This window comes from Chromatiales bacterium (assembly GCA_014762505.1).
GTDB lineage: Bacteria > Pseudomonadota > Gammaproteobacteria > SpSt-1174 > SpSt-1174 > SpSt-1174.
In genome coordinates this window covers 112,673-126,009 of record JABURS010000032.1, presented here as the reverse complement: position 1 = coordinate 126,009, position 13,337 = coordinate 112,673, and the positions used below count along the sequence as shown (strand labels likewise).

At 68.2% G+C, this 13,337-nt stretch carries 9 protein-coding genes; 3 read left to right on the top strand and 6 right to left on the bottom strand.

Annotation, left to right across the window (positions count from 1 at the left end; translation table 11 throughout):
- Positions 1–198 precede the first annotated feature (198 nt).
- Positions 199–1,077 (top strand): crotonase/enoyl-CoA hydratase family protein, encoded by an 879-nt coding sequence (locus tag HUJ28_05535; protein MBD3618915.1) that lies wholly within the window; start codon positions 199–201, stop codon positions 1,075–1,077.
- An 11-nt stretch (positions 1,078–1,088) separates the two neighbouring features.
- Here the strand turns inward: HUJ28_05535 and HUJ28_05530 are convergent, their stop codons facing one another.
- From HUJ28_05530 to HUJ28_05515, 4 genes are all read right to left on the bottom strand, one after another.
- On the bottom strand, positions 1,089–3,659 hold the full coding sequence (locus HUJ28_05530) for a response regulator (protein MBD3618914.1): 2,571 nt from the start codon (positions 3,657–3,659) through the stop codon (positions 1,089–1,091).
- Positions 3,660–3,687: 28 nt separating this feature from the next.
- Positions 3,688–4,791 (bottom strand): response regulator, encoded by a 1,104-nt coding sequence (locus HUJ28_05525; GenBank protein MBD3618913.1) that lies wholly within the window; start codon positions 4,789–4,791, stop codon positions 3,688–3,690.
- Between the two features lie 221 nt (positions 4,792–5,012).
- On the bottom strand, positions 5,013–5,609 hold the full coding sequence (locus HUJ28_05520) for a DUF938 domain-containing protein (protein MBD3618912.1): 597 nt from the start codon (positions 5,607–5,609) through the stop codon (positions 5,013–5,015).
- Positions 5,610–5,686: 77 nt separating this feature from the next.
- Complete coding sequence (locus HUJ28_05515; GenBank protein ID MBD3618911.1) at positions 5,687–6,256, bottom strand: DUF805 domain-containing protein; 570 nt, start codon at positions 6,254–6,256, stop codon at positions 5,687–5,689.
- 188 nt (positions 6,257–6,444) lie between these two features.
- On the opposite strand from HUJ28_05515, the gene HUJ28_05510 reads away from it, so the two are divergent.
- The gene (locus HUJ28_05510) at positions 6,445–6,945 is read left to right on the top strand and encodes an outer membrane beta-barrel protein (GenBank protein ID MBD3618910.1); all 501 of its coding nucleotides are present in this window, start codon (positions 6,445–6,447) and stop codon (positions 6,943–6,945) included.
- A 62-nt stretch (positions 6,946–7,007) separates the two neighbouring features.
- On the opposite strand, the gene dctP is transcribed toward HUJ28_05510, so the two are convergent.
- Both dctP and uvrD read right to left on the bottom strand, forming a co-directional pair.
- Positions 7,008–8,120: a TRAP transporter substrate-binding protein DctP gene (gene dctP, locus HUJ28_05505; protein MBD3618909.1), complete on the bottom strand. Its 1,113-nt coding sequence runs from the start codon at positions 8,118–8,120 to the stop codon at positions 7,008–7,010.
- 46 nt (positions 8,121–8,166) lie between these two features.
- Positions 8,167–10,335 carry a DNA helicase II gene (gene uvrD / locus HUJ28_05500; GenBank protein MBD3618908.1) on the bottom strand — a complete coding sequence of 723 codons (2,169 nt, stop codon included), beginning with the start codon at positions 10,333–10,335 and terminating at the stop codon, positions 8,167–8,169.
- A gap of 118 nt (positions 10,336–10,453) precedes the next feature.
- Between uvrD and HUJ28_05495 the strand changes: the two genes are divergently transcribed.
- Positions 10,454–13,318, top strand: coding sequence for a 2-oxoglutarate dehydrogenase E1 component (locus HUJ28_05495; protein MBD3618907.1), 2,865 nt, complete (start codon positions 10,454–10,456; stop codon positions 13,316–13,318).
- The last annotated feature ends 19 nt before the right edge of the window (positions 13,319–13,337 follow it).

Genomic DNA, 13,337 nt, shown 5'->3' with positions numbered 1-13,337 from the left:
AAAAGGTCTGCATCAGACAACGGATTCCGTCACGCTCCGCTGATCCATCGCCATCGGAAAAACCGGAAAGAAGAAATGCTGACTAAGCTCTAGGAATTGCGGCTGCACACTGGGGGGTGGGTAACGCCGCTGGAAACCAAGGTCCTGAACGGACCCCGTAAACCAGTCCCGTATCGCCATTTCGCAGGAGAGTACGCCATGAACAGCCAGACCGCCGCCACTGCCAAGCTCACCGACCTTCGCAACAGCAAGCGCTACACCAACCTGAAGACCCACTACGACGCCAAGCACGAGGTCGCCTGGTGCTACATGCATGCCCAGCCGCGCCCGAGCTTCACGCCCGCCCTGCTCGAGGACCTGAACGCCTGGTGCGACCAGCTGGCCTCGGGCCAGGCCTGCAACGGCCAGCCCATCGCCTATCACGTGCTCGCCTCCGACGTGCCCGGCGTCTACAACCTGGGTGGCGACCTCGCCCTGTTCCGCCAGCTGGTCGAGGCCGGCGACCGCGAGGGCCTGCTGCATTACGCCCGCCGCTGCATCGACGCCATGCATGCCAACATCCGTCATTTCGACCGCGACATCACCACCATCTCGCTGGTACAGGGCGATGCCCTGGGCGGGGGCTTCGAGACGGCCATGTCCAGCGATGTGCTGATCGCCGAGAAGGGCAGCAAGCTCGGCCTGCCGGAGGTGCTGTTCAACCTGTTCCCGGGCATGGGCGCCTACAGCCTGCTGTCGCGCAAACTCACCCCGGCCCAGGCCGAGCGCCTGATCCTGAGCGGCCGCATCTTCACCGCCGAGGAACTCTACGACATGGGTGTGGTGGACGTGCTGGCGGAGGCCGGCGAGGGGGAGATGGCCGTGTATGAGTACATCAAGCGCGAGAACCGTGCACGCAACGGCTTCCGTGCCCTGCGCAAGGTGCGTGCCCACGTGGACCCGGTCACCTACCAGGAGCTGGCAGACATCACCGATATCTGGGTGGACGCGGCCCTCGCGCTCAACGGCCGCGACCTGCGCATGATGGAACGCCTGGTCAGCCGTCAGTCGCAGAAGGCCGACACCGAAGCGGCCTGAGACCCGGGGCCTCAGGTCATGGCATCCCGTCGCGCCGAGACATAGGCCTCCAGCGCCAGCAGGACCTCCTCGAACGCCGCATGGATCTGGTCCGCCAGATCCTGCGGCCGTTCCCCGCCCATATCCAGCGCCCTTAGCTGCCTCGCCTCGAGGCAGAGCCCGACCAGCCGCTCGGCGCCCAGCTCGCTGGAGCTGCCGCGCAGGGCGTGCACGGCATCCTGAAAGGCCGGGTAATCCCCCTCGCGTACCGCCTCGGCCAGACCCTCGAGCTGCCGGCGACCGTCCCGCGTGTAGCCGCGGATCAGGTCGCGCAGGAAGTCCATGCCGGAACCCAGCTGCACCAGTCCGTCCAGGATGTCCCGGTCGATCACCCCCGCCGCGCCGGCCTTCCCCTTTCCCCGGCGGCCCCCGGCATCGTCACCGTAGGGCGGCCGATCCTCCCGCACGTCGTCGCCCCTCGCAGCGGCGGGCGTGCCATGCCGGGCGATCGTCTCGAGCAGCTTGCGCGCGTTCACCGGCTTGGTCAGATAGGCCGTGGCCCCGGCCTCCTCGCAGGCGCGCAGGGCATCCACGGTCGCGTCCGCGGTGAGGATGATGGCGGGGATCGGTTTCCTGCGGGCCATGAAGCGATAGGCGCGCAGCACCTCCACGCCGCCCATGTTCGGCATGTTCATGTCCAGCACCATCATGTCGAACCGCGCATCGTCCTCGAGCAGGTCCATGGCCTTCTGCCCGTCGTCGACCACGGTGACCTGATGGCCACCGCGCGCGAGGATGCCGCGGATCACCTGCTGGTTGGTCTCGTTGTCCTCCGCCACCAGGATGCGCATGCCGCCCCGCTGGCGCTTCTGGAACTGCTCGGCCAGCGACACCACGTTACCGCCGGTCTCGTGCTGGCAGTTGGCGGCGTGCAGGGCATTGAACAGGAGCGTCTTGTCGATCGGCGCATGGATCACCGCCGAATAGCCCGCCTGCAGCCAGGCCTCGTCGTCCTCGCTCGCCGTCACGGGCTGCAGCAGCACCAGGGCGACATGGCGCAGGGCGCGTTCGGCCCGCACGTCATGCGCGAACTCGATGGCAGAACGCCCCAGCACCTGTCGCTCGATCAGTGCGACGGTGTAGGGGTCGCCGCCCGCCGCGGCCGCGTGCAGCTCGGCGAGCGTGCGGGCACCACTGGCCACGCGGCGGGACTCCAGCCCCCAGCCCCCGAGGTGCTGCGCCAGCTTGCCGGCCGTGGTCTCGCTGGCCAGCATCAGCACGTGCGGCGTACCCAGCGCCTCCACCGGGGTCGCGTCCACCGTGACGCCGGGCTGCAGGTCGAAGGGCAGCTCGAACCAGAACAGCGAACCCTTGCCGTACTCGCTGGACAGGCCCATACGCCCGCCCATGAGCTCGACCAGCTGGCGCGAGATCGCCGTACCCAGGCCCGTGCCGCCATAGCGGCGTGTCGTCGATGTGTCCGCCTGCTGGAAGCTGTCGAAGATGCGCTGCTGGTCCTCGGGGCGGATGCCTATGCCGGTATCGATGACGTCGAAGCGGATCTTCACGCCCTCCTCCCGCTCGGTGGCGTAGACACGCAGCTCCACGCGCCCCTCCTGCGTGAACTTGACCGCGTTGCCGACGATGTTGATCAGCACCTGGCGGATGTGATGCGGATCGCCGCGCAGCAGGAAGGGCGTGCTCGGCGAGACGTGCGCGGAAAAGGACAGCCCCTTCTCCTCGGCCTGGTGCTCGAACATCCCGGCGGTCTTCGCCACCAGGGCGTGCAGGTCGAAGTCCGTGGTCTCGAGCGTGAGCTTGCCGGCCTCGATCTTGGAGAAGTCGAGGATGTCCTCGATGAGCTGCAGCAGGGTGTCGCCGGAGCTGTGGATGGTCTGCGCCAGCTCCCGCTGCTCGCTGTTGAGCTCGGTATCCATCAGCAGGTCGGTCATGCCGATCACGCCGTTGAGCGGCGTGCGCAGTTCATGACTCATGTTGGCCAGGAACTGGCTCTTGGCCTTGTTGGCCGCCTCGGCCCGCTCGATGGCGGCATTGAGCTTGCGCAGCAGGGTCGCCATGTACATCGGCAGCACCGCCAGGATGAGCATGATGCTGATGCTGAGCACCGGGCTGTCCGCCCAGAACGGCGTGCTCAGGTAGACATAGCTGAAGCCCGCGATGCTGAGCACCGTGCCGGCGGCCAGATAGGGAATCCCGTAGCGGAAGCCGTTGCCCATGGTGACCCAGAGATACACCGCCACCAGCGGGGTGCCCGCCTCGCCGCTCAGGGACATCAGTGCGCTGGTCACGATCATGTCGCCCAGCAGGCCGATCAGCCTGCGCAGCGGCGAAATGGCCGGCGAGATCACGATGGAGAGGAAGATGCCGAACGAGACCAGGATGTAGAAGACACCGATGCCGACGACGATGTGGGCAGTGTGTTCGTTGAGCTCGGAGAACCAGGGCGAGAACAGGTAGATCGCAAACAGCAGAACCAGGCCGATGCGTACCAGGGCCTGCTCGTGCTCGCTGTCGGGGCGCTGTCTCAGGCGCACCCGCAGACGGGCGAGCAGACCGGGATCGGACGAGGGGACAGGCTGCATGCGCGTTGGGATCTCCTGGCCGCCGGGCTTACGCGTGGTCGGCGTAGCGTTGCTGGATCTCGCGCACCTGCCCGATGCCCTGCAGGAAGGCATCCACGCAGGTCGGGTCCAGGGCACGACCACTGAGCTCCCGCAGGCGGGCCGTGGCCTCGCTGAGCGACAGGGCCGTCTTGTACGGACGTCGCGCCGTCAGCTCCTCGAAGGTATCGGCCACCGCGACGATGCGCGCCGCCAGCGGAATTTCCTCACCGCTCAGACCATTAGGATAGCCGGTTCCGTCGTAGTGCTCATGATGACCCAGTGCGATCTCGGCACCGCGACGGATGTAGCGTGACGGGCTGTCCTTGAGGATCTCGTAGCCGATCACGGTATGTCCCTGCAGGATCTCGACCTCGGCCGCGCTCAGCGAGCCCTGCTTGTGCAGCACGCTGTCCGGCAGACCGGTCTTGCCCACGTCGTGCAGGGTGGCCGCCATCTCGATCTCCAGGCAGTCGGCCAGCGGCAGCTGCAGGCCTTCGGCGATCAGGCGGGAGAAGGCCGCGATGCGGTGGATGTGGTTGCCGGTACTCTCGCAGCGGTATTCGCCCGCCCGCGCCAGCCGCAGCAGGGCCTCGCGTTCGCGCGCCCGGATCTCGCGGGTGGCCACGGCCACCTGGTCCTCCAGCCAGCGGCTGCGGTCGCGCAGCAGCCTCTGCTGCCGGCGCAGCGCGAGCAGGTTGCGGCAGCGTGCACGGCATTCGTGGGGATCGATGGGGCGGTTCAGGAAGTCGGTGACACCGGCATCCAGCGCGCGGTAACGCAACGCGCGGTCGTCGACCACGGTCACCATCACCACGGGCAGGTCCTGGCCATCGGGCAGCTGGCGCAGGCGGCGCACCAGCTCGATGCCGTCCATGCCCGGCATCCGGTAATCGGTCAGCACCAGGTCGGGCAGGCGCCCGCCGCAGGCCGCCAGTGCCGTCTCGGCGTCGGGATAGCCCACCACCTCCACGGCGTCGTCGAGCGAGCGCAACAGCTCCTCGAGGATGCGGCGGCCGGTGAGCTGGTCGTCGATGACGACCACCTGGGATTTGCGGCGCGAGTCCGTTGACCGCACTTGGCTGCAGTGTCCGCCGAGGCCGTCGGCCGGCATGGCGGCACTGCGCAGCCCACCCGGCTCGAGTCTCCGGATATGGGTCATCTCTGTCTTCCTTTGGCTGCGCCCGCGGGCGCTCAACGGCGGATCGGTGTCCGCTCTGTTCAGATATGGGCGCGATTTTACGCAGGCCGGCGGGGGCGGGCAAAGAAATCGGGCGCAAAACCGCGATTTGGGCGATTTGCCCATACGCGTCGCTGGCGCCACGCGGGTTGGGCTCAGGCCGGCCGTTCCCAGCAGAGGATGGCGTTGTTGGCGGGCATGGCGATGTCCTGCGCGAGCACCAGTCCCTCGGCCCGTGCCAGGGCATCCAGGGCCTCCAGGTCGCGCACGCCGCTACCCGGATCGCGCGCCTTCAGCCAGGCATCGAAGCGCGCATTGCTCTCGCTGGTGTAGCGCCCCTCGCGGTTGAAGGGCCCGTAGAGCGCAAAGCGCCCGCCGGCGCCCAGCACCCGGCCGATGCCGGCGAACATCGCCTCCACCGCGGCCCAGTGCATGATGTGCGCGGTATTGGCGGAGAAGACGTAGTCGTAGGGCCCGGCCGGCCACGGGTCCGCACATACGTCCAGCGCCAGCGGCTCCCGCACGTTGGGCAGGCCGGCCTCGGCCAGCCACAGCCGGATGCCCGGCAGGGCCCCGGCCACGTCCGTCGGCTGCCAGTCCAGCTGCGGCAGATGCAGCGGGAAATACACCGCGTGCTGGCCGGTCCCCGACCCCAGCTCCAGCACCCGCCCCGGCCGGTCGAAGAGCGCGACCAGCACCTCGAGGATGGGGCCGCGGTTCTGTTCACAGGATTCGGCAAAGGGCTTGTTCATACGGGACTCCCGGGCAGGCGCAGAAAGACGAACGGCCGGAAACCCGGCCGTTCGTCCGTTCAGCATAGCGCGGCCGGTCAGCGGTTGTAACCGTCCATCTGCATCTGCTGCGCACGCTCGACATAGTCCTGGTAGGCCGGGATCGCGATCGCCGCCAGCACACCGACGACAAAGATCATGACCACCGGCACGGCCAGGGCCATCAGGTAGACGCCCGTCGTATTCGGCTTGGGCGGCAGGCCATAAGCGTTCTCGCCGTCCGTCCCCGGCGCGAAGAGCATGAACAGCGACATGAGGATGTTGACGATCGGCACCAGCAGCAGCAGCCACAGCCAGCCGCTGTAGCCCATGTCGTGCAGACGCTGCACGCCGAGGAATACGGAAATCACGATACTGAGGATGACGACCGCCCCATAGACGGCCATGATGGTCGCGCCGGCCGCCTCGGGGCTGGCGCTCATCATCGGCGTCAGCACCGCCCCGGCGATACCCAGCACGACGAAGAGCAGGAGCGAGAACAGGACGCTGTAACCGAAATAGCGCAGGCGACCCAGGCGCCCGGTACCGAAGAACTTCGGCTCGGCAAAGGCCACGGTGGCATCGGCCACCGCGCTGCCCGGCGCGGTATACGGATTTGCTTCAGACATGGTGTTTCTCCCTGTGTTGTTATGGTTCCAGCAGTTGCCGCCCGACGGACGGCATCCCCCCTGGCCCTGCGATGCTATCACCACACCGGGGCCGCGGGTATCCGGGCCCGTGCATTCGTGAGACGGGTCGCAGCGCCTACCGGTCCGGCCGGCTAGACTGGGTCAAACCACCCAACGAGGACGACCCGATGACACACCGCATCTCCCACGCCCTGCTCGCTGCCGCCCTGCTCGCCGGTCCCGGTGCCGCCCTGGCCGATGGCTGGTACCTCGGCGCCAAGGCCGGCCTCATGGCCACCGACGCCAACGGCTTCGATGACGCCACCAATGCCGGGGTCGTGATCGGTCGCGACATCGCCGGCCTGGTGGCCGGCGACCTGAGCCTGGAGGGGGAATACACCACCACCGTCGACGAGGGCAGCGGCTTTGGCAACAGCGACTGGGAGATCGACACCCTGGGCGGCTACGCCGTGTTCCGCTCCGCCGGGCCCGCCTACCTCAAGGCCAAGGGCGGCATCGTGCGCTCCGACGTCTCCGTCGGCAGCTTCTCGCAGACCAGCACCGACCCCTCCGCCGGACTGGGCGTGGGCTTCAGCCTGGGCGTCGCCCAGCTCGAGCTGGAATACACCCGCATCGACGGCGACGATGCCGACGTCGACTTCATCAGCCTGACGGTCAATCTGTTCTGAGACATGAGGAGGGTGGAGTGAGGCGTGAGGGATAGAGACCCTAACTCCTCACCCCTAACTCCTCACCCCCCACGCACCTCGAAATAGGCGCGTTCCGAGATGTCGTGCCACTGGACGGCCTGGTCGCGGAAGCTCCCGTAGGAGTCGTACACGCGCCGGGCGAAGTCGTTGTTGCCGACCAGCTCGCCCACCACCTCTTCCGACAGCCCGCGCAGGCGTTCCAGCACGTCGTCCGGCAGGCGGCGCACGTCCACCCCGTGCTCCTTCACCAGGGTCTGCAGGGCGTCGTGGTTGCGCGCGGTGTAGAGATTGAGCATGTCCTGGTTCACCACGCGGCAGGCGTTGATGACGATGCTCTGCAGGTCGGCCGGCAGCTTGTCGAAGGCGGCCTGGTTGATGATGGCCTCGAGCGTGGTGCCCGGCTCGTGCCAGCCCGGGTAGTAGTAGTACTTCGCCACCTTGTGCAGGCCGAAGGCGAGGTCGTTGTAGGGGCCGACCCATTCCAGCGCGTCCAGCGCGCCGGTCTGCATGGCCAGGAACAGCTCGCCGCCGGCCATGTTCACCGGCGTGCCGCCGGCGCGCTGGAGCACCTCGCCGCCCAGGCCCGGGATGCGCATCTTCAGGCCCCGCAGGTCCTCCAGGCGGTTGATCTCCTTGTTGAACCAGCCGGCCATCTGCACGCCGGTATTGCCGGCCGCCGCCGGGATCACGCCATAGGGGGCGTAGGCCTCCTTCCACAGCTCCAGCCCGCCGCCGTAGTGCAGCCAGGCATTCATCTCCTCGGCATTCATGCCGAAGGGCACGGTGGAGAAGAAGGGGAAGACGTCGCTCTTGCTCTTCCAGTAGTAGGCCGCGCCGTGGCCCATCTCGGCCCCGCCCTGGCTCACGGTGTCGAACACATCCAGCGCCGGCACCAGCTCGCCGCCGCCGAAGACGCGGATGGTGAGCCGCCCGCCCGACATCTCGCCGATGAGGCTGGCGAGCTTCTCGGCGCTGGTGCCCATGCCCGGGAAGTTCTTCGGCCAGGTGGTGACCATCTTCCACTCGAAGGTCTCCTGCGAGCGCGCCGCCGCGGGGGTGGCGCCCGCCTCGTCGCGGTTGCAGCCCGACAGCGCCGAGGCGCCCACGGCAAACGCGCCGACGCCGGCGCCCTTGAGAAAGTCGCGTCGTTTCATGAAACAGGCCTCCTTGGTATGTGTTCTCGTTCCGGTGTCTGCAGATCTAGAGCGGTTGCAGGTTCGCGTAGGCCAGCACCAGCCACTTGTCGCCCGCGTCGGCAAAGTTTACCTGCACGCGGGCGTGGCTGCCCTGCCCCTCGTAGTCGATCACCAGGCCCTCGCCGAACTTGGGATGACGCACGCGCTGGCCGACGCCCAGCCCCGGCTCGGGCGGCGGGTCGACCGGCCTGTGGGCCGCCGGCCGGTACACCGGCTGGGAGATCGACACCCGCGGGCGGATCTCCTCGATGAGCTCGCCCGGGATCTCGCCGATGAACTGCGAAGGCAGATTGTAGCGCTCCGAGCCGTGCAGGCGACGGCGCTCGGCGCAGCTGAGGTAGAGCAGGCGGCGCGCGCGGGTGATGCCCACGTAGCAGAGCCGGCGCTCCTCCTCCAGCCGCCCCGGCTCGTCCAGCGACATCTGGTGCGGGAACAGCCCCTCCTCCATGCCGGCCAGGAACACCAGCGGGAACTCCAGGCCCTTGGCCGCGTGCAGGGTCATCATCTGCACGCAGTCCTCCCAGGCCGCCCCCTGGCCCTCGCCGGCCTCCAGCGCGGCGTGGGAGAGAAAGGCCGACAGCGCGTCCATGTGTTCATGCACCTCGGGGTCGAGCACGAAGCCCTGCGCCGCGTTAACCAGCTCGTCCAGGTTGTCCAGCCGCGCCTGGCCCTTCTCGCCCTTCTCCTTGCCGTAGTGTTCCTTCAGCCCCGAGTGCGCGACCACGTGCTCGACCTGCTCGGCCAGCGGCAGGTCGCCGACGGCCGCGGCCATGGCCTCGATCAGGGCGGTGAAGCCGCGCAGGGCATTGGCCGCGCGCGCGGTCAGGGCCTGGTGCGCCAGCAGGGTCTCGGCGGCCTGCCACAGCGGCACGTCATCGTGGCGCGCCCGTTCGCGGATCTGTGCCAGGGTACGCTCGCCCAGGCCGCGCGCCGGCTGGTTGACCACACGCTCGAAGGAGGCGTCGTCGTTGCGGTTGGCCACCAGGCGCAGGTAGGCCAGCGCGTCGCGGATCTCGGCGCGCTCGAAGAAGCGCAGCCCCCCGTACACGCGGTAGGGGATGCCCAGCGCCATGAAGGTCTCCTCGAACACGCGCGACTGGGCGTTGGAGCGGTAGAGGATGGCCGCCTCGTCGCGGCGATGGCCCTGCGCCACCCAGTCGCGGATGCGGTCGGCGACGAAGCGCGCCTCGTCCTGCTCGTTGTAGGCCGTGTACAGGCGGATCGGCTCGCCGCGCTCGCCCTCGGTCCACAGGTTCTTGCCCATGCGCCCGTCGTTGTTCTCGATCAGGGCATTGGCGGCATCCAGGATGGTCTGGGTGGAGCGGTAGTTCTGTTCCAGGCGCACGGTCTGCGCCTGCGGGAAGTCGCGGGTGAAGCTCTGGATGTTCTCGATGCGCGCGCCGCGCCAGCCGTAGATGGACTGGTCGTCGTCGCCCACGGCGAAGATCGGGTTCTTTTCGCCGGCGAGCAGCCGCAGCCAGGCGTACTGCAGGCCGTTGGTGTCCTGGAACTCGTCCACCAGGATGTGGCGGAAGCGCTGCTGGTAGTGGTGCAGCAGCGAGGCGTTGTCGCGCAACAGCTCCAGCGCACGCAGCAGCAGCTCGGCGAAGTCCACCGCGCCGGCGCGGCGGCAGGCGGCCTCGTAGGCGCTGTAGATGCGCACCATCTGGCGCACGAAGGGGTCGCCGGTGTCCGGGATGTGTTCAGGGCGCTGACCCTCGTCCTTGCGGCCGTTGATGTACCACATGGCCTGCTTGGGCGGCCAGCGCGACTCGTCCACCTCCAGCTCGCGCATCACGCGCTTGACCATGCGCAGCTGGTCGTCGGCGTCGATGATCTGGAAGCCCTGCGGCAGGTCGGCCTCGCGCCAGTGGGCGCGCAGCAGGCGGTGCGCCAGGCCGTGGAAGGTGCCCACCCACATGCCGCCGGCCGGCACGCCCAGCAGCGCCTCGATGCGCCCGCGCATCTCTCCGGCCGCCTTGTTGGTGAAGGTCACGGCCATGATGGCGTAGGGGGACACATTCTCCACCTGGATCAGCCAGGCGATGCGGTGCACCAGTACGCGGGTCTTGCCGGAGCCGGCACCGGCAAGCACCAGTACCGGCTGGGGAGGCGCGGTGACGGCCTCGCGCTGGGCGGCGTTGAGGGGATCGATGATCGGAGTGACGTCCATCGGCGGAATTCTACCAGATGCACCGGCCGCACCCGACAAAACACCAACAGGCGGAACATGTCCTGCTTTGGCTACACTATATAAAGACAAACGACATACAGACGACCCGCAACCCTCGATGAGCCAGGACGACAACCCCAAGAGCATGCAGGACCTGTGGCGCAGCTCGCCACTGGCCGGCGCCAACGCCGCCTACCTCGAAACCCTCTACGAGCGCTACCTGCAGGACCCCGCCTCGGTGGCGGCCCGCTGGCGCGACGTCTTCGACGGCCTGCCGCGCGTGAACGGCACCGAGATCGACGTGCCGCATTCCGAGATCCGCCGCGAGTTTCGCAACCTCGCCCGGCACCGCCGCCCGGGCGCGGCCGAGCGGCCGGTGGACGCCGTCACCCTGGACCACGAACGCAAGCAGGTGCGGGTGCTGCAGCTCATCAACGCCTACCGCTTCCGCGGCCACCAGCTCGCCGAGCTCGACCCGCTGGGCCTGGCGAAGACCCCCGACATCCCGGAACTCACCCTCGCCCACCACGGCCTGGGCGAGGCCGACCTCAACCTGCGTTTTCACACCGGCTCGCTCACCGGCCCGCGCGAGGCGACGCTGGCCGAGATCCTCGACACCCTCAGGCGCACGTACTGCCACCACATCGGCGTGGAGTACATGCACATCACCAACACCGAGGAGAAACGCTGGCTGCAGCAACGCGTGGAAAGCACCCGCGCCAACCCGGCGCTGGATGCCGACGCGCGCCGGCGCCTGCTGTATAAGCTCTCCGCGGCCGAAGGCCTGGAGCAGTACCTGCACGCGAAGTACGTCGGCCAGAAACGCTTCTCGCTGGAAGGGGGCGAGAGCCTCATCCCCCTGCTCGACCGCCTGGTGCAGCGCGCCGGCGAGCACGGGGCGAAGGAGATCGTGCTGGGCATGGCCCACCGCGGCCGGCTCAACGTGCTGGTGAACGTGCTGAGCAAGACCCCGCGCGAGCTGTTCCAGGAATTCGAGGGCAGGAACCACAACGGCGAACGCACCGGCGACGTGAAATACCACCAGGGCTTCTCCTCCGATGTGCAGACCCCGGGCGGCCCGGTGCACCTGGCACTGGCCTTCAACCCCTCGCACCTGGAGATCGTCAACCCGGTGGTGGAGGGCTCGGTGCGCGCCCGCCAGGAGCGGCGCGACGACCGCCACGGCCAGCAGGTGCTGCCGGTGCTGATCCACGGCGATGCGGCCTTTGCCGGCCAGGGCGTGGTGATGGAGACGCTCAACATGTCGCAGACGCGCGGCTTCTCCACCAAGGGCACGGTGCACATCGTCATCAACAACCAGATCGGCTTCACCACCAGCACGCAGAAGGACGCCCGCTCCACCTACTACTGCACCGACGTGGTGAAGATGGTCAACGCCCCCATCCTGCACGTGAACGGTGACGACCCCGAGGCCGTGGCCTTCGTCACCCAGCTCGCGCTCGACTTCCGCATGACCTTCCGCAAGGACGTGGTCATCGACCTGTTCTGCTACCGCCGTCACGGCCACAACGAGGCCGACGAGCCGGCCGCCACCCAGCCGATGATGTACCAGCGCATCCGCGCCCTGCCGACCACGCGCGCCCTCTATGCCGAGCGCCTGACCGCGGAGGGCGTGCTGGCCGAGGGCGAGGCCGAACAGCTGCAGAAGGACGTGCGCGCACGGCTGGAGGCGGGCGACTGCATGGTGGACGAATGGCTGCCGCCGGAGCGGGCCGAGCGGGCCTTCTCCGTCGACTGGTCGCGCTATGCCGGCCACGAGTGGACGGAGCCCGCCGAGACCGCCGTGCCGCAAAAGCGCATCCGCGAGCTGGCCGAGCGCATGCTGGCCCTGCCCGAGGGCTTCGAGGTGAATGCGCGCGTGGCCAAGATCCTCGACGACCGGCGCAAGATGGCCCAGGGGGCGCTGGCGGTGGACTGGGGCTTCGCCGAGAACATGGCCTATGCCACGCTGGTCACCGAGGGCTATGCCGTGCGCCTCTCCGGCCAGGACGCGGGACGCGGCACCTTCGTCCACCGCCACGCCGTGCTGCACAACCAGCAGCGTTACGGCACCCACGTGCCGCTGCGCCATCTCGCCGATGACCAGGCGAACTTCCTCGTCATCGATTCCCTGCTGTCGGAAGAGGGCGTGCTCGGCTTCGAATACGGCTACGCCACCGCCGCCCCCGAGACGCTGGTGATCTGGGAGGCGCAGTTCGGCGACTTCGCCAACGGCGCCCAGGTCGTCATCGACCAGTTCATCAGCTCGGGCGAACAGAAGTGGGGGCGGCTCTGCGGGCTCACCATGCTGCTGCCCCACGGCTTCGAGGGCCAGGGCCCGGAGCACTCCTCCGCACGCCTGGAACGCTACCTGCAGCTCTGCGCCCAGCACAACATGCAGGTCTGCGTGCCCACCACGCCGGCACAGGTCTTCCACATGCTGCGCCGGCAGATGCTGCGCCCCTACCGCAAGCCCCTGGTGGTCATGTCGCCCAAGAGCCTGCTGCGCCACAAGCTCGCGGTCAACGCGCTCGAGGACCTCACCGAGGGCGGCTTCCAGGCCGTGATCGACGAGATCGACGACATCGATCCGAAGGGAGTGCGGCGCATCGTGATGTGCAGCGGCAAGGTCTACTACGACCTGCTGGAGCGCCGGCGCGAACTCGAGCGCGAGGACATCGTCATCCTCCGCATCGAGCAGCTCTACCCCTTCCCGCACGAGGCGCTGAAAAAGACCCTGGCGCGCTACAAACAGGCCGACTGCTTCATCTGGTGCCAGGAAGAACCGCTCAACCAGGGCGCCTGGTACAACTCACAGCACCACATCCGGGAGGCGCTCGGCGCGCAGAACTACCTGCACCACGTCACACGCCCCGACTCCGCATCGCCGGCCGTGGGTTACCACAGCATGCACGTGGCGCAGCAGAAACGCCTGGTCGACGAGGCCCTGGGGCTCGTCCCCAACAGCCATGAATGCGACTGACGCAGACAACGAACAAGAA